The following is a 21733-nucleotide window of genomic DNA, read 5'->3' as shown; positions in this document are numbered from 1 at the left end:
CCTCTCGTTGGGTAGTGCCGACCCAGGAGGCAAACGCGTGGACGAGGACAACATCGACGGAGTCGTGCTGCAGTTGGGCAGCGGCTTCCAGCCGTACCGCCAGTATCTGCTGGAGGGTGCGGCCAGACGCCGGCCGCTGTGGCTGATCGACGACGAGGCGGTGAGCTGGCAGCAGCAGTATCTGGCCGGCAGTAGCGTCGTCGTTCCGCTGGAAGGATCCGGACTGGTCCTCGATCACGCCACCCTGCTCGCTACTGCCGAGTCCGTTGCCCGGTCGCATCGCGTGCTCGGGGTCTTCACCTATGACGAGCCGTCGGTGATCGCCGCCGCGCTGATCGCGGATCGGCTCGGGCTCCCGGGCCTGACCCCGGCCGGCGCGGAGAACTGCCGCAACAAGGTCAAGAGCCGGCAGGCCCTGACCGCCGCCGGTCTGCCGCAGCCACTGTTCGCGGTGGCCAACACGGCCGAAGAGGCCGCTGCTGCCGCCGCGGACATCGGCTACCCAGTGGTGGTCAAACCGCGCGGTATGGCGGCCAGCATCGGCGTCGCGCTGGTGGACGGCCCCGACGGCATCGCCGAGGCGTTCGAGCGGGCCGACAGCTCCAGCCGCAGTGGACCGGCCGAGTACCACGGCGGCGCGCTGATCGAGGAGTGCATCGAAGGCCCGGAGATCAGCGTCGACGGCGCCGTGGTCGCGGGCGAGTACCAGCCGTTCTGCGTCGCGCACAAGCAACTCGGCCCGCCGCCGTACTTCGAGGAGATCGGGCACGTCGTCGACGGCAACGATCCGTTGCTGACCGATCCCGACCTGCGCGAGCTGCTCCGGGCGGCGCACGAGGCACTCGGCGCGCCGAACGGGATCACCCACACCGAGATCCGGTTCGGTCCCCGTGGCCCGACGGTGATCGAGGTGAACGGCCGGCTCGGCGGTGACCTGATCCCCTACCTGGGAAAGCTTGCCACCGGCATCGACCCGGGCAGCGTCCTGGTCGACGTCGCACAAGGCATCCGGCCCGAGCTGGAGCCCGACCACAAGTCCTGCGTCGGCATCCGGTTCTGCTACCCGCCCGAGGACGCCCGGATCGTGGAGATCACCGTGCCGGAGCCGGGGGCGGTACCGGGCCTGATCGAGGCGCATCCGATGGTGCCCGCCGGAGCGACCGTCCGGCTGCCACCGCGGGCGCACATCGGCCGGCACGCCTACGTCATCTGTACCGCCGACGATCCCGCCACCTGCGCCGACCGGCTGACCGCCGCGGCGGAGCTGGTCGAACTGAAGTACGAAGCCCTGAACGAGACCGAGTTTTCCGGACGGCCATGGTGAGCCGAGACAGCGTGACACACAGTGACATACAAGGGGAGCCCGAATGACAAACCGTGAGGTCGAGTTACTCGCAGTCGGTGGAGGTCCGGCCAACCTGGCCCTCGCCGTCGCGATCGAGGAGCTCGGAGTCGACGGCCTGGCCGAGAACTCGCTCGTGATCGAACGCGGCCACACGGTCGAGTGGCAGCGCGGCCTGCTGCTGCCCTGGACGAAGAGCCAGGTCGCGTTCGCCAAGGACCTGGTGACGCTGCGGAACCCGCGCAGCAAGTTCACCTTCCTGAACTACCTGCACACCGTCGGGCGGCTCGACGATTTCATCAACATGGGCAGCTTCACGCCGTACCGCTCCGAGATCTCCGGCTACCTCAGCTGGGTGGCCGAGTCGCTGCGCAAGGTGAAGTTCGAGCTCGACCGCGAATGCACGTCGATCGCGCCGGTCCGGGACTCGGACGGCACCCTCACCGGGTGGCTGACCAAACTCGCCGACGGCAGCACCATCTCCAGCCGGTACCTCACCGTCGGCGCCGGGCGCGATCCGTATGTGCCGCCGGTACTGGCCGGTCTGCCCGCCGATCGGTTGATCCACAGCACGCAGTACCGGTACCGGATGGCAGAGGTCGCCAAGGACCGGCCGCACCGGGTCGCCGTGGTCGGCGCGGCGCAGAGCGCGGCCGAGATGTTCCGGGCCCTGCAGACCGATCTGCCGAACAGTGACGTGAACTGGGTGATGCGGTCGATCGGGCTGCGCGCGTACGACACGAACAAGTTCACCAACGAGCTGTACTACCCGTCGTTCATCGACAAGGTCTTCGACGCCAGGCCGGAGGGCCGGGAGCAGATCCTGCGCGAGATGCACCTGACGAACTACTCCGGTGTCGAGACCGACCTGCTGCAGGACCTCTACACCGGGATGTACCTGGACAAGCTCGGCGGTGTCGACCGGCGCCGGCTGGTGACGATGACCGACATCACCGGCGCCCGGGAGGAGGGGGACGAGGTCGTCCTCGAGCTGACCGACCGCCGAAGCGACGAGGTCACCGAACTCCGGCTGGACTACGTCTTCCTCGGGACCGGGTTCGTCCGCGAGATGCCTGCCATGGTTCGCGATCTCAGCGCGGCGATCGGGCTGGACCAGATCAGCGTGACCCGGCAGTACCGGCTGGAGCTGAACGAGCCGTCGGACGCGGCGTGTTATCTGCAAGGCGTCAACGAGGCGACCCACGGGATCGCCGACTCGCTGCTCAGCGTGCTCGGCAACCGGGCCGGTGTCATCGCCGGCGACCTGCTCGCCCGCCGGGCGGGTCAGACCAACGGAGTACACCGGGCCGGGACGGAGGAGTTCGCCGCCATGCCGATCTCCGCCGACGGCGCATTGCACAGCTGACCCCAGTACATCTGAAGAGCGAAAGGCCGTCGCATGTCCGCACCAGACAGTTCCCTGCTGCCCAAACCCGGCCGTGGACTGGCGGTCGCCGGCGGTCTCGTCGGCGCCGCCGTCGTCCTGCTCGGCATCGCGTATGCCGCCGGGTGGCTCGACCCTGACCACCGCGCGGCCGCGGCCGGCCCTGCTGCGCCGGCCGCGGCGTCACCGGCACAACTGATGTGGCGGCTGCTGATCGCGGTCGCCGTCGTCTGTGCGCTCGCGACCGTGTTCGGCCGGCTGGCCCGGCGGATCGGCCAGCCGGCGGTGGTCGGCGAGATCATCGCCGGACTGGTGCTCGGTCCCTCGGTGATCGGCTCGCTGGCGCCCGGGCTGTTCGACGCCATCGTGCCGAAAGAGGTCCTGCCCAACCTGAACCTGCTCGCCCAGGGCGGGCTGGCCATCTTCATGTTCACCGTCGGCGCCGAGTTCGGCCGGGACAAGCTCGGGCGGGACCGGGGAGCGATCGCCGGCGCCAGCCTCGCGATCATGGCCGTCCCGTTCGCCCTCGGCGTGATCGCCGCCCTGCCGCTGTACTCGACGCTGGCCGGCGCGAACGTCGGCCGGCTGCCGTTCGTCATCTTCATCGGTACCGCCCTGGCCATCACCGCGTTCCCGGTGCTGGCCCGGATCGTCCAGGACTTCGGCCTGGTCGGCACCCGGCTCGGCTCGCTGGCCATGCTGTGCGCAGCCGTCGCCGACGTCCTGGCCTGGTGCGCGCTTGCGATCGTGCTGGCGATGACCAAGTCGGCCGACATCACCACCGCCCTGGTCGCGCTGGTCCTGACGATCCTGGTCGGCGTGCTGTCCGTGTTCGTCCTCAAGCCGGTACTTCGCTGGCTCGCCGACCGGTACGCCGCGGTCCTGCCGACCCCGATCCTGGTGCTGTCGGTGCTCGCCCTGATCCTGGGCCTGGCCGCGGCCACCGACGCGATCGGCGTGCACGCGATCTTCGGTGGCTTCCTGGCCGGTCTGGTGCTGCCGAAGGGCATCCTGCCGGTCAACCAGGTGTCCGAGCAGATCGGCGGCCTCAACCGCGCGCTGCTGGTCCCGGTCTTCTTCGCCTCGATCGGCCTGAAGACCGACATCAACGCGGCGATCTCCCACCCGAAGGTCCTGGCCGCCGGCGCCCTGCTGCTGGTCGCCGCGGTGGTCGGGAAGTTCCTCGGCGCAACCCCGGTTGCCCGGGCGGGCGGACTGCCGGCCAGATCGGCGCTCGGGCTCGGCGTCCTGATGAACGCCCGGGGCATCACCGAGATCGTCGTGCTGTCCGCCGGACTCAGTGCCGGGCTCATCAACCAGGGTGCTTTCACGGTGATGGTGATGATGGCGCTGATCACCACGATGATGGCTCTTCCCCTGCTCAAGCTGCTCGGATCGTCGCTACGCGAACCCAGCGCGACGGAGCGGCTACCCGTTGCTGATGCGTATGCCAGCGGTGACGCGAAGACGGTCGTTCCGTGACGCCGTGACTACGCCGACGTGACGGGGCCGGTGATCGAATAGTCACCGAAGGCAGCACTGACGACGGCCCTGGGGGCGCGTGAGGCACAGGTCGCTTCAAAGGTATTGCCGAGTGAGGTTTCAACCAGCCTGCACGCCCTTGTGGGCTGCCTGCTGACGTCCGCCACCGTCAGCAGGAAACACCTGTGCCTTTTTGCCCCCACGTCGTTCGCCATCCTGCGCGAATCAGCGAAAGGACGTGGAACGTGTCGACGATCTCGCCACGCAAAACTGAACGGACGCCCGAGGGAAATCGCCATCACAACGATTCCGGACCCTCCTTGGAGGTCCTCCTCGGACGAGCCCTGGCCTCTGACTGGTCGGCGTGGAAGGAGCTGGAGGGCCGCTACGCCCACCTGCTCACCCACGCGGCACGCGGTGTCGGACTCAGCCACAGTGATGCCGCCGATGTCGCCCAGCTCACCTGGCTACGGTTGTGGCAGCACGGTCGCCAGATCCGCGACCCCGAGTGCCTGCCGGCCTGGCTGGCCGCGACGGCCCGGCGGGAAGGCCTGCGACTGGCGATCAGCCGGAAGCGGTACCTGCTGTACGCCGACCCGACCGCCGAGCACACCGACGGCCAGCGCACTGCTGTTCTCGACATCTACCCGGTCGACGGCGAGTACGAGCCGGCCACCGAGCAGGCTCTGCGGCGGCTGCCCGGCCGGTACCAGCGGTTGATCCGGTTGCTGATGTCCGACAGTTGCCCCTCCTACACGGAGATCGCGGAGATGCTGAACCTGCCGATCGGCAGCATCGGCCCGATGCGGATGCGAGCTCTGCAGATGCTCCGGCGGACGCCGGAACTGGCCCCCGCGATGGCCAATTGAGCTGAAAACCCAAGCTGTCGACGTTCTGTGTCAGGGCCATTGCATTCCGTGGCCGGTCGACTGCATCCTTTGGGGGCCGCCCCGCTCGATTTGAGGAGATCGATGAGAATCCGCCCCCGCCCCGCCCTGTTCGCCACGTTGTCCTCGCTCGTTCTGACCGCCGCAGCGGCTGGTGGTGCCGTTGCGGCGATCCCGCCCGAGGCACCATCTGCCGCGGCGCCGGCGTCACTGGCCGCCGCCGTGCTGGCAACCGACACCGACGGCGACTCGCTCCCCGACACCTGGGAGACCAACGGGTACGACGCCAACGGTGACGGCGTCATCGACGTGAACCTGCCCGCGATGGGCGCCACGGCGAACAAGAAGGACCTGTTCGTCGAGATGGACTACATGAGCGGCCGGCTCGCCTCGACGGCGGCCTTCGACCGGATCAAGGCGGTCTTCGCGGCCGCGCCGATCAGCAACCCCGACGGCAGTACCGGGATCCGGATCCACCTCGACGGCGGAGCGGCCGCCGGATCGGCGTACAACCTCGGTGGCGGCAACCAGGTGCCGTACGACAGCAACCTGCAGCCCGCCGTGTCGCAGACCGACGCGATCAAGAACGCCAACTTCGCCTCGGCCCGCAAGGCCGTCTTCCACTACATGCTCTGGGCCGACGACTACGACAACAGCTGCAGCAGCGGCAACGCCTTCGCCATCCCGAACGACACCTTCATCGTGACGATGGGCCCGAAGTGCAACTGGACGGTCACCGAGAACAGGAACGTGGGCACCTTCATCCACGAGCTCGGCCACGACCTCGGCCTCACCCACGGTGGCAGCGGCAGCGTCAACTACAAGCCGAACTACCTCAGCGTGATGAACTACTTCTTCCAGTTCGACGGCGTGCCGCGGACCAGCGGCGCCAACTGGTTCAGCTACTCGAGCTTCGCCCCGCCGGCCCTGAACGAGAACAGCCTGAAGGAATCGGTGGGCCTGAACACCAGCGCCGCCGCGACCTGGAAGACGTACTGGAAGTGCCCGAACGGCACGACGCGTACCTCCGGCGCCGGCAATGCGGCGATCGACTGGAACTGCGACGGCGACACCGTCGACACTGCCTCGACCAGCATCAACGGCGACAGCAGCAAGACGACGCTGACCGCCCAGAACAACTGGGCCAACATCCGCTTCGGCGGCGGTGACGTCGGCGGCGGCAGCCCACAGAAGACGCAGACCCCGGCCTCCGAGCTGCGCGAGATGACCCAGCAGGAGTACGAAAACCTCAAGACCACCATGCGCTGACCGCCGTCACCGCCAGCGCGGTGACACTCCTACGCTTGTGGGTTGTCGAAGGTGATGACCTGCGCGGGTGCGGGCGGGCTCCCGGGCAGGTCGATCTCGATACCTGATGCGTCGGATCGCCAGGGAACAATCTCGCCGAGATGGTAGGCGCTTGCTCCCGACGGAATCGCCACGCCCGGGATGCGGATGCTCCCCTGGAGGTCGGGGGCGAGAACGATGGCATGAACCTTGCTGCCCTTACGCGTAAAGCGGACGGGGTCGCCGGCGGTCGTCTCGGCCTCGACAGTGGTCCAGGGCTCGGTGCCGAAAACGGCGTCACCGTGTCGGGCGAGCCATCCGCCCATCACCTGCAGGGGGCGGAGTTGCACCTCGGGGATGTGGCCATGACCGTCCGGCCCGATGTTGATGAGTAGGTGGCCGCCGCGTGCAACGACGTCGACCAACAGGTGTACGAGCTCGTCGCCGGTCAAGGTGTTCGTGGCGTCCTCTCCTGCGCTGTAACCGAAGGAGTTGCCCAGGCCGCGGGTGACCTCCCAGGTGCCGGTGGCTGTCGTCGGCACCTCGTACTCGTAGGTGCGGATGTCGAAGTGGTTCGCCGGCGCCTGGATGGGAATCGCCCGGCCGGTCTTGGCCATGAACCGAAGACTCGCACCGAGGAACCCGAGGTAGAGCCGGCGCAGCAGCCGGGACTTGGGCAGCTTCAGCTGCGTCCAGCGGTCGTTGACCACCCCGTCGGGAACCGCTCGGTAGTAGTCGGAGAAGAGCTGCCGGGTGTCGTTCTCCGAAGGCCATCCCATGTCGTTCCAGAGAATGGACGGCGAGTACCGCTCGATGAGCTCGCGCCACTGCGCCGCGGCGTACAAGGCGTATTCGGGCCCGAGCGACTGCTGGTCCATGAGGTCGGTCATGACCCGCACCGGGCGGTCGGTGAAGGTCCAGTCCGTGCCCCCGGCGTAGTACAGGCCCATCCTGAGGCCCCGTGCGCGGACGGCGGCTGCCAGGTCGCCGACCAGGTCGCGGCGGGACCGGTACGTCGCCGGCATGCGCGGGTTCGGGACGTCGGTCGGCCACAGCGGATACCCGTCGAGGTGACGGGTGACCAGGACGACGTACTCGGCGCCGAACCCGGCGAACGCGTCCGCCCAGTCGGTGAAGTCGACGGAATCGGCGTTGCGCTCGAACTCGCGCTGGAAGTCGAAGTACGAGGAGCCGGCGCCGTACCGCTCGGCGTGATGGCGTGCGGTCGGGGAACCGGGGATGCGCAGCGAGTTGAAGTACCACTCCGCGTACGGATTCCTGCCGGAGGTGTCGCGCATCGCCATCAGGTCACCCAGGTAGCCCGCATAGGTGCCGGCCGGATCGTCGGCGAAGCCCGGCACGGAGTACAGGCCCCAGTGGACGAAGATGCCCAGTTTCGCGGTCCGGTACCACTCGGGCACCGCACGGGATTCGTCATCAGCCGCTGGCATGGACCGACTATAGGATCGCCAACCCCGCGCAGGTGCGCCAGCTCGTCGAAATGCTAAGTTTGCGAATGCGGATCTTCGCTAGCGCGTAGTACTTTGCAGCATGGAAAAGGTGTTCGCCGGCGGGCGGCTCAAGCGACTGCGCCAGGACCGCGGCATGAGCCAGGTCGACCTGGCCCGAGTGCTCGTCATCTCGCCGAGCTACCTCAACCAGATCGAGCACGACACCCGTCCGCTGACCGTCCCGGTCCTGGTCCGGCTGACCGAGGTCTTCGGCATCGACCCGACCTTCTTCGCTCCCCAGGACTCCGCCCGCCAGCTCGCCGAGCTACGGGAGGCACTGCCCGCCGGCCCGGCCGGGTCCCAGGTCTCGGCCGCCGACCTGCAGGAGCTGGTCAGCTCGATGCCCGAGATCGCCGAGGCCGTGATCGGGCTGTACCGCCGTCACCGCGAGGTCAGCGAACACCTGGAGACGGTCACCGACAGCCGCACCGACTCGCCCACCACGACTCCGCACGAGCTGGTCCGCGACTTCTTCTACCGGCACCAGAACTACTTCGACACCCTGGACCGCGCGGCCGAGGCCTCGGCCAAGGAGATCGGCACCCGGCGCGGCGACGTACGGCGGCGGCTCCGCGACCACCTGGCCGAAGCGCACGGCATCCGGGTGGTGGCCGACCACGAGGCCGCGCCCGGCGAGATGCACCACTACGAGCAGTCCCAGCGCACGCTGTACTTCTCGGCCAACCTGAAGGGCGGTCAGCAAGCCTTCCGGATGGCGACCCAACTGGCCTTTCTCGAAGCCCAGCCGCTCATCGACGACCTGCTCGACACGCAGGTCTGGGAGGACGGCCAGACCCGCCAACTCGCCCGGATCGGCCTGGCCAACCACTTCGCCGGCGCGTTCATCCTCCCGTACACACCGTTCTTCCAGGCGGCCGAACGCTTCCGGTACGACGTGGAACTGCTCGCCGACCACTTCGGCGTGAGCTACGAGACGATCGCCCACCGGCTCAGCACGCTGCAACGCCCCGGCCTGCGCGGCGTACCGTTCATCTTCGTCCGCGTCGACCGGGCCGGGAACATCTCCAAACGCCAGTCCGCGACCAGTTTCCACTTCTCCCGCAGCGGCGGCACCTGCCCACTGTGGAACGTGTACGAGTCCTTCGCCGCCCCCGGCCGGATGATCACCCAGGTCGCCGAGATGCCCGACGGCCAGCGGTACCTGTGGGTGGCCCGCTCCTCGACCCGCAGCCGCGGCGGCTACGGCCAGCCTGCGAAGACCTTCGCCATCGGCCTCGGCTGCGAGATCAGGCAGGCCGGGCGACTCGTGTACGCCGATGGGCTCAACCTCAACGACCGCTCCTCGGCGATGCCGATCGGCCCGGGCTGCAAGACCTGCGACCGGCCGCGCTGCCCGCAACGCGCGGCCCCGCCGATCGGGCACCCGCTGGCCGTCGACGAGAACCGCAGCACCTTCGTGCCGTACCCGCTCGATGTCAGGTCCGCGGCGCACTGAGTCGGTTGCGAATCTTGGCTTTCAACACTTCGCAAGTTAACTCTCTTTCACAACCCTTCGCAGGGGTGCGAATCTCACTGCACACCCCAGCCGAAGGAAGTACCAGTGATCGAGCACAACATCCGCGTCCACCCCAGCAGCGCAGCGCTCCCCCGCCACGAGCAGCTCGCCTGGAAACTCGCGGAAGTCGCCGCCGACCCGGTCGAGGTCCGCGCCGACGTGGCCGAGATGGTCGTCAACCGGATCATCGACAACGCCGCCGTCGCGGTCGCCTCGGTGAACCGCAAGCCGGTGATCGCGGCCCGCGGCCAGGCGCTCGCCCATGCTCGCTCCCGAGGCGCCGCGGTGGTCGGCGCGACCTCCGACATCCGGGTATCACCGGAATGGGCCGCGTGGGCCAACGGCGTGGCGGTCCGCGAGCTCGATTATCACGACACCTTCCTGGCCGCGGATTACTCGCACCCGGGCGACAACATCCCGCCCCTGCTCGCGACCGCTCAGCACTTGGGTGCTGACGGCAACAAACTTCTGCGGGCGATCGCCACCGGCTACGAGGTCCAGGTCGACCTGGTCAGCGGTATCTGCCTGCACGAGCACAAGATCGACCACATCGCGCACCTCGGCCCGTCGGTGGCGGCCGGCCTGGGCACATTGCTCGACGCCGAGCCCGCGGTGACCTACCAGGCGATCGGCCAGGCACTGCACACGACGACCACCACCCGGCAGTCCCGCAAGGGCGAGATCTCCAGCTGGAAGGCCTATGCGCCTGCCTTCGCCGGCAAGGTCGCCATCGAGGCGATGGACCGGGCGTTGCGCGGCGAAGGGGCTCCCTCGCCGATCTACGAAGGCGAGGACGGCTTCATCGCCTGGCTGCTGAGCGGCCCGGACGCGTCATACACGGTGCCGTTGCCGGCCGCGGGCGAGGCGAAGGCGGCGATCCTGCGGACGTACACGAAGGAACACTCCGCGGAGTACCAGAGCCAGGCGCTGATCGACCTGGCTCGCCGGATGCGTACCCAGGTCGCCGACCTGAGCCAGATCGAGTCGATCCTGATCCGGACCAGCCATCACACGCATTACGTGATCGGTACCGGCGCCAACGACCCGCAGAAGCTCGACCCCAAAGCCAGCCGCGAGACGCTCGACCACTCGATCATGTACATCTTCGCCGTCGCCCTGCAGGACGGCTCCTGGCATCACGTCGACTCCTACGCGCCAGAGCGGGCGAACCGCCCCGACACCGTCGACCTCTGGCACCGGATCACCACCGTCGAGGACCCGTCGTGGACGCAGCGGTACCACGCCACCGAACCCGAGTTCGGCGGCCGGGTCGAGATCACCCTCGCCGACGGCACGGTCATCGCGGACGGGCTCGGTGTCGCCGATGCGCACCCGCGGGGCGCACGTCCGTTCGCCCGGCCGAACTACCTCGACAAGTTCCACAAGTTGGCCGCCGGTGTCGTCTCCGAGCAGGAGCAGCGTCGGTTCGTCGACCTGGTCCAGCGGCTGCCCGAACTGACGCCCGCTGAGGTTCGCCAGCTCACCGTGACCGTCGACGACACCAAGCTCGAAGTCGCTCCGGAAGGGCTGTTCTGATGACCGCCGAGCAACGCCGGATCGCCTTGCGCGAAGGGCTGGCTTCCGGCCGGCTGCTGCGCTTCCCCGGCGCCTTCACCGCGCTCACGGCAAGGCTGATCGAAGAGCGCGGCTTCGAAGGGGTCTACATCTCCGGCGCCGTGCTGGCCGCCGAGCGCGGCCTGCCGGACATCGGCCTGACGACCTTGACCGAGGTCACCGAGCGCGGCCGCGACATCAGCGCGTTGACCACGCTGCCGACCTTCATCGACGCCGACACCGGCTTCGGCGAGCCGATGAACGTGGCCCGCACGATCCAGTCGCTGGAGGCGGCGGGGATCGCCGCCTGCCACCTGGAAGACCAGGTCAATCCCAAGCGCTGCGGCCATCTGGACGGCAAGTCGGTGGTCGGGACGGACGAGATGGTCCGCCGGATCCGCGCCGCCGTCGGCGCTCGTACCGATCCCAACTTCGTCATCTGCGCCCGTACCGACGCCCGCGCGATCGAAGGACTCGACGCAACCATCGACCGCGCCAAGGCGTACGTGGACGCCGGTGCCGATCTGATCTTCCCCGAGGCGCTGACCGACCTGAACGAGTTCGAGGTGTTCCGCAAGGCGGTCGGGGCGCCGATCCTCGCCAACATGACCGAGTTCGGCAAGAGCGAACTGTTCACCACCAAGCAGTTGGCGGCCGCGGGCGTCAGCATCGTGATCTACCCGGTCACCCTGCTGCGGATCGCGATGGGCGCCATCGAGCGCGCCCTGGACAGTATCGATGCCGTCGGCACCCAAACCCATCTCGTCCCCGATATGCAGACCCGCACCCGGCTGTACGACGTCCTGCGCTACGAGGAATACAGCCGGTTCGACGAGTCGGTCTTCAACTTCACGATCCCCACCGGACAGGAGCAGTCATGACCACGACCGAGATCTTCCGTGGGCTGGCCGGCGTCGTCGTCGACACCACCAGCATCTCTATGGTCAACCAGGAGACCAACTCGCTCACGTACCGCGGGTACCCGGTCCAGGAGCTGGCCGCGTCCTGCAGCTTCGAGGAGGTCGCCTGGCTGCTCTGGCACGGCGAGCTCCCGACCGCGCACGAGCTCGCCGAGTTCCAGCAGCTCGAACGCAACCGCCGTACCCTCGGTCGTACCGTCTCGGGCGCCCTCAACCGGTTGCCCGAGGACTGCCACCCGATGGACGTACTGCGCACCGCGATCAGCTACCTCGGCGCGGACGACCCGACCGAGGGCCTCGACGACCGCGATCACAACCTGGTGAAGTCGATCGACATGTTCGCCAAGCTGCCGACCATCGTCGCGTCCGAGCAGCGCCGCCGCCGCGGACTCGAGCCGGTGCTGCCCGACCCGGCGCTCGGATACGCCGAGAACTTCCTCAAGATGTGCTTCGGCGAGGTCCCGCCGGCCGCGATGGTGAACGCCTTCGAGGTGTCGATGATCCTGTACGCCGAGCACAGCTTCAACGCGTCGACCTTCACCGCCCGGGTGGTGACCTCGACACTGTCCGACATCTACAGCGCGGTCACCGCCGCGATCGGCGCACTCAAGGGCCCGCTGCACGGTGGCGCCAACGAGGCCGTCATGCACCTGCTCGCCGAGATCGGCGACTCCTCGAACGTCGAGTCCTGGCTCAAGCAAGCCTTCGCCGACAAGCGCAAGATCATGGGCTTCGGCCACCGCGTCTACAAGAACGGCGACTCGCGCGTCCCGACGATGACGGCCGAGCTACGCAAGCTCACCGCGCACGGCGAGGCCGACGAGCTGATGGCAACGTACGACGCGCTGGCCGCGGCGATGCTGACCGAGAAGGGCATCCACCCAAACCTCGACTACCCGACCGGCCCCGTCTACCAATTGATGGGCTTCGACATCCCCATCTTCACCCCACTGTTCGTGATGAGCCGCATCACCGGCTGGACCGCCCACGTGATGGAACAACTGGAGTCCAACTCCCTGATCCGCCCGCTGAGCAGCTACATCGGCCCCAACCAACGCCAGGTCCCCCGCGGATCAGATCGCCCGGCCGGCTAACTCTCACCCACAGACAACTCCCCACGCCTGGCGCCACGCTCACTCCTCCGTCGCTCACTCAGCTGCTAGCTCCCACCCACCCTGGTCCGCGGGCTCCTCCGTCGCCCGCTTGAGTGGCGGCTCACGTGGCGAATGCTGGTCGTGAGCACGCACAGAATGCTGGCGACCCGCCAACTCCTGAGACTGAGCACCAGAGCCAAATTGGCGCCGCCTCGGTCGTTCAAAGCCGGAGTCCCTGGTTCTGGGGCGCTGCTTGGGCTTCGTTGCCACGTCCTTGGATGTGTGGTCAGCCGATCGTCCTGGTAGGTACGGTGCGGTCCAGCCACCTACTCGGTAGTCAGCGGCAGCGTGTACGCCTCGTAGTCGATAGCGCCGACAGTCCCCAACTGTTGCAGCCGATGAAGCAACCGCATCATGAAGTAGCTGAGTGATAGCTCCGGTCTGCTGGTCTCAAGCCGCAGGAGCTGACGCCCTTGTTGTACCTGACTACGGGACGTGTCGAATGCACCTGCGCCTAGTGCACACCCTATGTCGATGGCGTGGTCTCGGTCTTGGGATCGGAGATGCTTCCGAAGGGTGTCGTCGAACGGAGTTCTCCACTCGCTAGCCGAAGTGAGGAGCCCCGCCAGGATCGGCAAGGTGTCGAGATCCTTGCGGATCTCTCGTCCAAATTGATTAGGAATCAAAGCCGATGTGCGATGTAGTCGGCGAATAGAGTTCGCCTTGTCTGCCGCTGCCTCTAGATGGATCTTGCTGAGAGTTTGCTTAACCTCGAACGCCGCATATACGCTCTCCGCAGGAATGAATGTCGAGCCTGCGAGATGGAACAAGAGCGGTGAATAGAAGGCGTCATAGATGACGAGGTCGATCTGCTCGCTCTGATGACCTTCGGAGTCGACCACTTTTCCGGTTGCAATTCCGTAGCGGCCAGGAAGAAAGCCGCGCAGGAGCCCGAACCATCCATGCTCGGTTCCTGACCCGAGAAGCGGTCCATGCTTGGTGAGCGCCCCACCCATCCGGAGCGTGGCCGCCAGTTCCTCTTCTCGCGCACCGAACGCTTCGGATAAGTTGAACTTTTCCGCCTGACCACTAGATTTCTGCCTTGCCATGTCAGCTGCCTGACCCGAATGGTCGAGTCGGCGTGAAACTGGCCGCCAGTTCGATCAGTCGTGAACCGACTATGGGCGCGTCCCGCCCAAATGCATCGAGGACGGCGTCCGGCACGAAACGCTGCCGGAGATCGGAGTACGTCGGGCCATACTGTTTGGAATTATCGGAGTGGAGGAGCATAGCGACCTCGTCTAGGTCATTATGCGAGACGGCGATGCCGGCGAACGCGGCATTGAGCACCTCTCGAGTCTGCTCGGCTGTCGGGCGCCCCAGGCGGAACACATGGGCGGCGCGTCGAGCTACTGCGGGATCGATGGCGTCCGGTCGATTGGTGCACATGATGGTCAAAACCGGCAGTTGCTCCTTGCGGAAGCTGTCGATGCCTTGGATGAGGGCGTTGACACCGGCTCGATCTTCGTGGTGCATCTGGGCGAGCTCTCGGGACTGCGCAACTGAGTCGGCTTCATCGACGAGGAGGATGACGGCCCGGTTAAGTTGCCCATCGCTCGTTCTCGACTTGGCCGCCATGTTGCGAATCTCGTTCAGCGCACTAGTAATGAGCGTTGTCATCTGGCCTACTAAGCCGGCCCCTCGGGCATTAAGGCTGAGTGGGTACAGCGTTACATCGACTCCGAGTTGGTGAGCGATCGGATGCCCGACTGTTTCCGCCAGTTCTGTTTTACCTGTACCTACGTCGCCGGCGAGGACAATGAGCGGGACTCTGTCGCGTACAGCCTGAAGGGCATGGACTGTGCCCATGTGTCGCACGGTCGCCCACTTGTCTAATAGTTCGGGCTGGAGAATTACCGTGGCCTCGTTGATCAGGCGGACTTTGACGTCATCCAATCCCACCAAGGCTTCGAAGCGGACTCCAGAGTCCGGATCTGGGAACTCTTGTACGTGGCCGAAAAGTTCTGATGTCATGGCCGAAACGTCCTTCGCGTGACTGCAACGCCGCCGCGACTGTAGGTCTTGTCTGATATCCAGTAGCCACTACCGTCGCTTGGCAGCGTCCCATCAGATCGATTGAAAGGCAGGGTCTCCTCGAATTCCGCCTGCTCGGACGCCGGAACCTGCGACCACTTTGAGGAATAGGTCATGAAGTTGTAGAACGATGCGCCCGACACATCACCCCTGGCGTAGAGCCCGCCCGCTCGGTCGTCGATCCCACCAGCAAGCTCACCATTCTTAACCTGGTATTGCCAGGCCACAACACGATTACCGTCCTTCTCGAAGCCAAACTCATACTTCGATACATAGTCCATCGCTAGGCGTTCGACAAGTTCAGTCTCATAGGCCGGGATGCTGCCCATGGACGGGCCTCCGTAGAGACGCGAGCATTGGTATAGATCCGCGACTACTTTTGACGCCAGGTGCCGGGCTTCAGTGCGGGTGAACGTCTGGGACATGGAATAGGTCATCAGATCAGCCTCTGAAGGACGGTCCGAGGACTGTTTGCCAGCAGTCCACAGAACGGGTCTTGGTTGTAGCGAATCGGGCCTCCGAGAGGGCATCGAAGGCATCAGAGCATGCCGCCAAGATGAGGCTCTTGGCCGCTGAGTCATACCGGACGGCGACGTTGTTTTCGGGGTTGACCGGGTCGATGACCTCGATCGGCGCCGAGCTTCGGCCTGGTAAGTCGCCAGGCTTGCTGAAGTCGGTGAAGGCGACAATGTCGTCAAACTCGGTCTGGACGACGTACTGGAAGAAACCTTCGAGGGCGGTGGGATAGTCCGAGAGGTCGAGCCCTTCGTCTGCGAGGTGCGCCCAGAGCAGTTCGATCATGAACGACTTGAACTTTAGGTCTGGGTGATTCTGATTGGTGGCCTGGCGGCGCCACCACTTCGTGATTCGAATGAGCTCAGCGAAGTTGGCGCCGTAACTCTTCTTGCGATCGCGGATGAACTGGAGGTGCAATGTGATGCTGGTCAGCATCCGCGCGCCGCTAGACTTATTGACGAGGTAACCAATGTCGTCGTCGTCACCTTCGTAAAGTACGGGCACCACGTCTACATTGAGGCCGCTGCCTTTGTAGTTGACAGTGACGCAATGCGCTTCCTCAACGAACTGGGCGCGAGTCATGTTTGGTGGTGCTGCCTCGAAGAGCCTATCGGCGAGCCACGGGACAAGGTCGTGGTCCGCGTCGGGCGCAGCAGCCTTGCTCACGTAGATCGCGGTGTCGAGGTCGTTCACTGTCTTCAGGGCCGTACCCTTGGCGACGCTCCCGGCATGGAGCATCTTCACCAGACCATAGGTCGGGTCAGCATCGATCTTGATCTGGAGCCGGTCTCGCAGTCGGTTCACCTGATTGCGGTGCTCCTGCGCGGTCGCGCGGGGGAGGTTCACCCGATCGGCGGCGAATCGGGCGACGTCGTTGTGCTGGATCTCGGCCACGATGGACCTTCCTGGCTGGCCGCCGATCCCCAGTTCAACGCCAAACCCTCATCTAACCTGCAAACAAGCCGGAGGCCGACTGGCTCCGGGCACGTCCGTGAGACGCCTGGGCAGACTAGCACGACAACGTACTATCCATCTAACGTGATATGAACGGAGTGATTCGTGAGTAGAGTGGAGCCCGGAGTCGCACTATTCGAGCTTCGCAAGCGCCTTGGGCGCTCGCAGGCGGAGGTGGCGACGGCGATCGGGACGACGCAGTCTGGAGTCTCGCGGATAGAGCGACAGCCAGATCTACGGGTGTCGACACTCGGTGAGTATGTAGCGGCGCTTGGTGGCCACCTGCGCCTCGTCGTCGAGCATGAAAAGGGTTCGTTCGACATCGTCGTGCCGGCATTAGGGAAGCGTCGACCCGTCGAGCGACGAGAGTATCGAGTGATCTGGCAAGACAGTGGCTCGAGAAGTCTGGTTCATATCGGCTGGCTAGAATACAAGGGTGATGAGTTCGTCTTCTCATACACCGACGACGCGAAGTTCAGCACTGCATTCGAGCCTTTTCCGCCGTTCCCATTGTTCGATGAGACATACCGATCGGTCGACTTGTTCCCGTTCTTCGCTGTGCGTCTGACCAGCGCAGCTGATCCAGGTTTCGATGCGGTGATCGATGCGCTCGGTCTGTCAAGAGATCAGGCGACTCCAGCAGAGATCCTCGCCCGAGCCTCACCTGATTCCGGGTACGACACAATTCAAGTAATTCCAGAGCCGACTGAACTACCGGACGGGACGCTCGTTCGGAGATTTCTTGCGTCAGGTGTGCGCCATGTTGATGAACAGCGTCCGGAGCGTGTGAGCGAGGCGATATCAAACCTGACACCGGGCGCGCGACTCGACCTTGTTCCTGAACCGACCAATCCAGCAAACCCCCGGGCGATCCAGTTGGTCGCGGGCCAGACCTTGGTTGGCTGGGTGCCGAACTATCTGGTTGAGGAGATTCAAGGGTATCTGGAGCGCCGAAGAATCATGTCTGTTTCGGTCGATCGTGCGAATGGGTCGGACACCCCTTGGCACCTCCGCCTCCTGTGCCAATTGGAGGTCCGACCAGTCGCTTCGGCATCGGGATTCGATCAGCAACTGGAGTAAGCGGGCAACAGAGGAGCCCGCGCCGCACGTGCGGCGCGGGCTAGCCGCGTGGGGCAGGCGTGGGGAGCCCTCGGGCGAGTGAGCCAGCCACCACCAACCCGGGCGCGCCTTGCCCGCTTGGCTAACCACGCATGTGGTCAACCAAGCGGGCAACGGAGGAGCCCGCGCCCGGGTGGGTGGGAGCCCGCCGCGAAGCGAGCGACGGAGGAGTGAGCGCTCGGCAAGCGTGGGGAGTTCCCGGTGCGTGAGGTTCAGCGGTGCGTAAAGTCCGGCTTGCGCTTTTCGATGAAGGCGGTCATGCCCTCGGTACGGTCGTCGAGGGCGAAGGTGGCGTGGAAGGTGCGGCGTTCGAACAAGATGCCTTCGGCAAGGGTTGACTCGAAGGCTCGGTTGACGGCCTCCTTCGCCACATAGACGGCCGGCAACGACATCTCGGCGATCTTGTGGGCGACAGCCGCCGCTTCTTCGAGCAGGGTGGCGGCGGGGACGACGCGCGAGACCAGGCCGGCCCGCTCCGCCTCCTCGGCGCCGATGGTGCGACCAGTCAGGATCAGATCCATCGCCTTCGCCTTGCCGATCGCGCGGGTCAACCGTTGCGAGCCGCCGATCCCGGGAATCACCCCGAGCGTGATCTCGGGCTGACCAAACTTCGCCGTATCCGCAGCAATCAAGATGTCGCAGATCATCGCCAGTTCACACCCTCCACCCAACGCATACCCGCTGACCGCCGCGATCAACGGCGTACGGACAGCAGCAAGCCGGTCCCAGGCAGTGAACCAGTCCGACAGGTACATGTCCTGGTACGACTGCGCCTGCATCTCCTTGATGTCGGCACCCGCCGCGAAGGCTCGCTCGGACCCGGTCAGAACGATCGCGCCGACCCCACGGTCAGCGTCAAGCTCCAAAGCCGCGGCGACGACCTCGTACATCAACGCCTCGTTCAAAGCATTGAGCGCCTTCGGCCGATCGAGCGTGATCGTCGCGGTCCGGCCGTCCCGCGTGACGATGATGTTCTCGTAGTTGCTCATGCCTGGCTGCCTTCCCGGATAGAGTTGATGATGGCCGAGAAGTCCAGCCCCGAACCGTTGCCGTCGGCAAATTCCCGGTAGAGTGCCGCGGCCAGCGTGCCCAGGTTCGCCGTCGTACCGGTCGTCTCGGCAGCCTGGATGGCGAGCCCGAGATCCTTCGCCATCAACGGCGCCGCGAAGCCCGGCTGGTAGTCGCGATTGGCCGGACTCGTCGGCACCGGACCCGGTACCGGGCAGTTGGTCGTCAACGACCAGCACTGACCCGACGCGGTCGACGTCACGTCGTACAGCGCCTGGTGCGACAGCCCGAGCTTCTCGCCGAGCACGAACGCCTCGCTCACGCCGATCATCGAGATCCCGAGGATCAGGTTGTTGCAGATCTTCGCCGCCTGCCCGGCCCCCGGCTCGCCGCAGTGCACGATCCGCCCGGCCATCGGCTCCAGGACCTCCCGTACCGCCGCCAGATCCTCGTCCAGCGCACCGACCATCAACGTCAGCGTTCCCGCGGTCGCACCGACGACTCCCCCGGACACCGGCGCATCAAGCGCGCGATGCCCCGCCGACACCACCAACGCAGCAGCCTCTCGCGCGTCGGACACGGCGATCGTCGAGCAGTCGACGAACAACGCACCGGCCGGCGCGGAGGCCAGCAGACCGTCCTCGCCTTGGTAGACCTCGAGAACATGACGCCCGCTGGGCAACATGGTGATGACCACGTCAGCCCCGGCCACCGCCTCGGCCGGCGTCGCCACCATCGCGACACCGGCTTCCACAGCAGCAGAACGCGCCACGTCGGACGGGTCGAAGCCGGTGACGGTGAAGCCCGCCTTGACCAGGTTGGCCGCCATCGGCCCACCCATGTTGCCGAGCCCGATGAAACCTACGGCGGTCATACAGCACTCTCCTTGGTCAGTCCCAGCTCGTCAGCACCCAGCGGCGCGAAGTACGCGGCCACGGTCTCCTCGGCAACCTCATCGATCGTCGAAGGCACCCACTGCGGATTGCGATCCTTGTCGATCACCTGCGCCCGCACGCCCTCGATGAAGTCGTGCGCCCCGTGGAACCGCACCGACAGCCGATACTCCTGATCCAGCGCCTCCCGCAGCGTCGCCAGATCCGCCGCACTCCGCAGCGCCCGCAACGTCACCTTCACCGAGGTCGGCGACTTCGACGCCAGTACTACCGCCGTCTCGCGCGCCGCCTCGATCTCCGAATCCGCCAACCGGGCAAGGATCTTGACCAGGTCATCGCCTTCGTACGCAGCGTCGATCCACTCGCGATCGGCCAGCAACGCAGAGGACGGCGCCGCCGACGCCACCGCGGCAATTGCCTCCGAAGACGCCACACTCGCCAGCGAAGCGATCAACGCAGGAAGCTGGTCGCTGGTCACATACCAGTCGGCCAAGCCCACGGCGATCGCGTCGCCCGCCCGCACCGATCCCGCAGTCAACGCCAAATGCGTACCAAGCTCACCCGGCGCCCGCGACAACAAGTAGGTGCCACCGACATCCGGGAAGAACCCGATCCCCGTCTCCGGCATCCCGATCTTCGACCGCTCGGTCACCACCCGCACGCTCGCATGGGCCGACAGCCCGATCCCGCCACCAAGGACGATCCCGTCCATGATCGCCACGAACGGCTTCGGGTAGTCGGCGATCGTCGCGTCCAGCCGGTACTCCGCGGCCCAGAACTCCGCAGACGCCGTACCGTGCGCCAGCCCGTCCTGGTAGATCGAGACGATGTCGCCACCCGCGCACAGCCCGCGCTCCCCGCTACCGGTGAGCACGACCGTCTGCACCGAAGGATCATCGGCCCACGAATCCAGCGCCGACTGGATGAGCGTCACCATCTCGTGCGTCAACGCGTTGATCGCCTTGGGCCGGTTCAGAACGATGTGCCCCGCCCCGCCGTCGCGGCTGATCAGAACAGTGGGCTCGGTCATGCCGCCTCCTCGATCAATGCACGTCCGACGATCAGTCGCATGATCTCGTTGGTTCCTTCCAGGATCTGGTGGACGCGCAGATCGCGGACCACCTTCTCGATGCCGTACTCGCTCAGGTACCCGTAGCCGCCGTGCAACTGCAAAGCCTGGTTGGCCACAGTGAAGGCCGCATCGGTGACGAACCGCTTCGCCATCGCACACACCTTCGCCGCGTCCGCCGCACGATTGTCGAGCGTCCTCGCGGCGTGCTGCAGCAGGCACCGCGAGGCCTGCAACTCGGTCTCCATGTCGGCCAACTGGAACACCAGCGCCTGCTGCGTGACGAGCGGCGCTCCGAACGCGCTACGGGTCTGCAAGTAGCGAGTCGCCTGTTCGAGCGCCCACTGCGCACCGCCCAACGAGCAGGCCGCGATGTTGAGCCGGCCGCCGTTGAGGCCGCGCATCGCGATGCCGAACCCCTCGCCCTCCTCGCCGAGTCGCTGCGCCACCGGCACCCGGACGCCATCCAGAATGACCTGCCTGGTCGGCTGCGCGTGCCAGCCCATCTTGCGTTCGTTCGCCCCGAAAGACAGGCCTTCAGCATCGCCGGGCACGATGAACGCGGTGATCCCCCGCGCCCCGGCGTCGCCGGTTCGCGCCATCACGACGTACACGCTGGACGACCCCGCACCAGAGATGAACTGCTTCACCCCATCGAGCACATAGCCGTCACCGTCGCGGCGAGCAGTCGTCCGCAGCGCGCCCGCATCGGACCCAGCCTCAGGCTCGGTGAGGCAGTAGCTCCCAAGCCCTTCCATGCTGGCCAATCCAGGTACCCAGCGCTGCCGCTGCTCGTCCGAGCCGGCCGAGTCGATCATCGACGTCACCATGTTGTGGATCGAGACGTACGCCGCGATCGCGGTATCCCCGCGGGACAGCTCCTCGAAGATGGTCACCGCGTCGAGCCGGCCGAGCCCGGAACCACCGACATCCTCGGCGACGCAGATCCCACCCAGTCCGAGATCGCCCGCGCGCCGGAGTACGTCGACCGGGAAGTGCTTGTTCTGGTCCCATTCGACCGCGTGCGGCGCGAGCTCGCTCTCGGCGAACTTGCGCACCTCCCGGGCGATCGCCTGAAGCTCTTCGTTGTCAGAGGTCATCGG

General features: G+C 66.1%; 19 protein-coding genes. 10 read left to right on the top strand and 9 right to left on the bottom strand.

What is annotated here, in order from left to right:
- The first annotated feature begins 37 nt into the window (after positions 1–37).
- The 5 genes from G3I17_RS00915 (at position 38) to G3I17_RS00895 (ending at position 6364) form a co-directional block, all read left to right on the top strand.
- Positions 38–1324, top strand: a complete 1287-nt coding sequence (locus tag G3I17_RS00915; RefSeq protein WP_164592938.1) for an ATP-grasp domain-containing protein — start codon at positions 38–40, stop codon at positions 1322–1324.
- A 43-nt stretch (positions 1325–1367) separates the two neighbouring features.
- Complete coding sequence (locus G3I17_RS00910) at positions 1368–2708, top strand: SidA/IucD/PvdA family monooxygenase (RefSeq protein WP_164592936.1); 1341 nt, start codon at positions 1368–1370, stop codon at positions 2706–2708.
- A 33-nt stretch (positions 2709–2741) separates the two neighbouring features.
- Positions 2742–4208 (top strand): cation:proton antiporter, encoded by a 1467-nt coding sequence (locus G3I17_RS00905; protein ID WP_164592934.1) that lies wholly within the window; start codon positions 2742–2744, stop codon positions 4206–4208.
- A gap of 320 nt (positions 4209–4528) precedes the next feature.
- On the top strand, positions 4529–5077 hold the full coding sequence (locus G3I17_RS00900; protein WP_164592932.1) for a sigma-70 family RNA polymerase sigma factor: 549 nt from the start codon (positions 4529–4531) through the stop codon (positions 5075–5077).
- 102 nt (positions 5078–5179) lie between these two features.
- Positions 5180–6364 carry a hypothetical protein gene (locus G3I17_RS00895; RefSeq protein WP_164592930.1) on the top strand — a complete coding sequence of 395 codons (1185 nt, stop codon included), beginning with the start codon at positions 5180–5182 and terminating at the stop codon, positions 6362–6364.
- 29 nt (positions 6365–6393) lie between these two features.
- On the opposite strand, the gene G3I17_RS00890 is transcribed toward G3I17_RS00895, so the two are convergent.
- Positions 6394–7833: an alpha-L-fucosidase gene (locus tag G3I17_RS00890; RefSeq protein WP_164592928.1), complete on the bottom strand. Its 1440-nt coding sequence runs from the start codon at positions 7831–7833 to the stop codon at positions 6394–6396.
- 100 nt (positions 7834–7933) lie between these two features.
- Between G3I17_RS00890 and G3I17_RS00885 the strand changes: the two genes are divergently transcribed.
- The 4 genes from G3I17_RS00885 to G3I17_RS00870 all read left to right on the top strand — a co-directional run bounded on the left by G3I17_RS00885 (position 7934) and on the right by G3I17_RS00870 (position 12977).
- Positions 7934–9349 carry a short-chain fatty acyl-CoA regulator family protein gene (locus G3I17_RS00885; RefSeq protein WP_164592925.1) on the top strand — a complete coding sequence of 472 codons (1416 nt, stop codon included), beginning with the start codon at positions 7934–7936 and terminating at the stop codon, positions 9347–9349.
- A 105-nt stretch (positions 9350–9454) separates the two neighbouring features.
- A complete protein-coding gene (locus G3I17_RS00880) occupies positions 9455–10945 on the top strand; it encodes an MmgE/PrpD family protein (RefSeq protein ID WP_164592923.1) in 1491 nt (496 codons plus the stop codon).
- Complete coding sequence (prpB, locus tag G3I17_RS00875) at positions 10945–11844, top strand: methylisocitrate lyase (protein WP_164592920.1); 900 nt, start codon at positions 10945–10947, stop codon at positions 11842–11844. Before G3I17_RS00880 ends, prpB begins: the two co-directional genes overlap by 1 nt.
- On the top strand, positions 11841–12977 hold the full coding sequence (locus G3I17_RS00870) for a bifunctional 2-methylcitrate synthase/citrate synthase (RefSeq protein WP_164592919.1): 1137 nt from the start codon (positions 11841–11843) through the stop codon (positions 12975–12977). Before prpB ends, G3I17_RS00870 begins: the two co-directional genes overlap by 4 nt.
- A gap of 326 nt (positions 12978–13303) precedes the next feature.
- Here G3I17_RS00870 and G3I17_RS00865 read toward each other — a convergent pair whose 3' ends face one another.
- From G3I17_RS00865 to G3I17_RS00850, 4 genes are read right to left on the bottom strand one after another with little or no spacing between them, the layout of a single operon-like run.
- Positions 13304–14086, bottom strand: a complete 783-nt coding sequence (locus G3I17_RS00865; protein ID WP_164592917.1) for a DUF6602 domain-containing protein — start codon at positions 14084–14086, stop codon at positions 13304–13306.
- A gap of 1 nt (position 14087) precedes the next feature.
- Positions 14088–15011, bottom strand: coding sequence for an ATP-binding protein (locus tag G3I17_RS00860; protein ID WP_164592914.1), 924 nt, complete (start codon positions 15009–15011; stop codon positions 14088–14090).
- Positions 15008–15508 (bottom strand): hypothetical protein, encoded by a 501-nt coding sequence (locus G3I17_RS00855; protein WP_164592912.1) that lies wholly within the window; start codon positions 15506–15508, stop codon positions 15008–15010. Before G3I17_RS00855 ends, G3I17_RS00860 begins: the two co-directional genes overlap by 4 nt.
- A 4-nt stretch (positions 15509–15512) precedes the next feature.
- A complete protein-coding gene (locus G3I17_RS00850; protein WP_164592910.1) occupies positions 15513–16481 on the bottom strand; it encodes a CBASS oligonucleotide cyclase in 969 nt (322 codons plus the stop codon).
- 165 nt (positions 16482–16646) lie between these two features.
- Between G3I17_RS00850 and G3I17_RS00845 the strand changes: the two genes are divergently transcribed.
- A complete protein-coding gene (locus G3I17_RS00845) occupies positions 16647–17621 on the top strand; it encodes a helix-turn-helix domain-containing protein (protein WP_164592908.1) in 975 nt (324 codons plus the stop codon).
- Positions 17622–17872: 251 nt separating this feature from the next.
- Here the strand turns inward: G3I17_RS00845 and G3I17_RS00840 are convergent, their stop codons facing one another.
- From G3I17_RS00840 to G3I17_RS00825, 4 genes are read right to left on the bottom strand one after another with little or no spacing between them, the layout of a single operon-like run.
- Entirely contained in the window at positions 17873–18649 is a 777-nt protein-coding gene (locus G3I17_RS00840) for an enoyl-CoA hydratase (protein ID WP_164592906.1), read from the bottom strand.
- Entirely contained in the window at positions 18646–19542 is an 897-nt protein-coding gene (mmsB, locus tag G3I17_RS00835) for a 3-hydroxyisobutyrate dehydrogenase (RefSeq protein ID WP_164592904.1), read from the bottom strand. The genes G3I17_RS00840 and mmsB overlap by 4 nt, the downstream gene beginning before the upstream one ends.
- On the bottom strand, positions 19539–20591 hold the full coding sequence (locus tag G3I17_RS00830) for an enoyl-CoA hydratase/isomerase family protein (protein WP_164592902.1): 1053 nt from the start codon (positions 20589–20591) through the stop codon (positions 19539–19541). The genes mmsB and G3I17_RS00830 overlap by 4 nt, the downstream gene beginning before the upstream one ends.
- Positions 20588–21730: an acyl-CoA dehydrogenase family protein gene (locus tag G3I17_RS00825; RefSeq protein ID WP_164592900.1), complete on the bottom strand. Its 1143-nt coding sequence runs from the start codon at positions 21728–21730 to the stop codon at positions 20588–20590. The genes G3I17_RS00830 and G3I17_RS00825 overlap by 4 nt, the downstream gene beginning before the upstream one ends.
- Between the last annotated feature and the right edge of the window lie 3 nt (positions 21731–21733).

Source organism: Streptomyces sp. SID13031 (assembly GCF_010548305.1).
GTDB lineage: Bacteria > Actinomycetota > Actinomycetes > Propionibacteriales > Kribbellaceae > Kribbella.
The sequence above is the reverse complement of the archived record's forward strand: the minus strand, read 5'-3'. Positions and strand labels throughout refer to the sequence as shown.

Coding starts and splice junctions, on each gene's coding strand:
- mmsB (WP_164592904.1), bottom strand. CDS start 19,542: ATGACCGCCGTAGGTTTCATCGGGCTCGGCAACATGGGTGGGCCGATG.
- G3I17_RS00905 (WP_164592934.1), top strand. CDS start 2,742: ATGTCCGCACCAGACAGTTCCCTGCTGCCCAAACCCGGCCGTGGACTG.
- G3I17_RS00855 (WP_164592912.1), bottom strand. CDS start 15,508: ATGACCTATTCCATGTCCCAGACGTTCACCCGCACTGAAGCCCGGCAC.
- G3I17_RS00885 (WP_164592925.1), top strand. CDS start 7,934: ATGGAAAAGGTGTTCGCCGGCGGGCGGCTCAAGCGACTGCGCCAGGAC.
- G3I17_RS00830 (WP_164592902.1), bottom strand. CDS start 20,591: ATGACCGAGCCCACTGTTCTGATCAGCCGCGACGGCGGGGCGGGGCAC.
- G3I17_RS00840 (WP_164592906.1), bottom strand. CDS start 18,649: ATGAGCAACTACGAGAACATCATCGTCACGCGGGACGGCCGGACCGCG.
- G3I17_RS00825 (WP_164592900.1), bottom strand. CDS start 21,730: ATGACCTCTGACAACGAAGAGCTTCAGGCGATCGCCCGGGAGGTGCGC.
- G3I17_RS00895 (WP_164592930.1), top strand. CDS start 5,180: ATGAGAATCCGCCCCCGCCCCGCCCTGTTCGCCACGTTGTCCTCGCTC.
- prpB (WP_164592920.1), top strand. CDS start 10,945: ATGACCGCCGAGCAACGCCGGATCGCCTTGCGCGAAGGGCTGGCTTCC.
- G3I17_RS00910 (WP_164592936.1), top strand. CDS start 1,368: ATGACAAACCGTGAGGTCGAGTTACTCGCAGTCGGTGGAGGTCCGGCC.
- G3I17_RS00860 (WP_164592914.1), bottom strand. CDS start 15,011: ATGACATCAGAACTTTTCGGCCACGTACAAGAGTTCCCAGATCCGGAC.
- G3I17_RS00865 (WP_164592917.1), bottom strand. CDS start 14,086: ATGGCAAGGCAGAAATCTAGTGGTCAGGCGGAAAAGTTCAACTTATCC.
- G3I17_RS00870 (WP_164592919.1), top strand. CDS start 11,841: ATGACCACGACCGAGATCTTCCGTGGGCTGGCCGGCGTCGTCGTCGAC.
- G3I17_RS00890 (WP_164592928.1), bottom strand. CDS start 7,833: ATGCCAGCGGCTGATGACGAATCCCGTGCGGTGCCCGAGTGGTACCGG.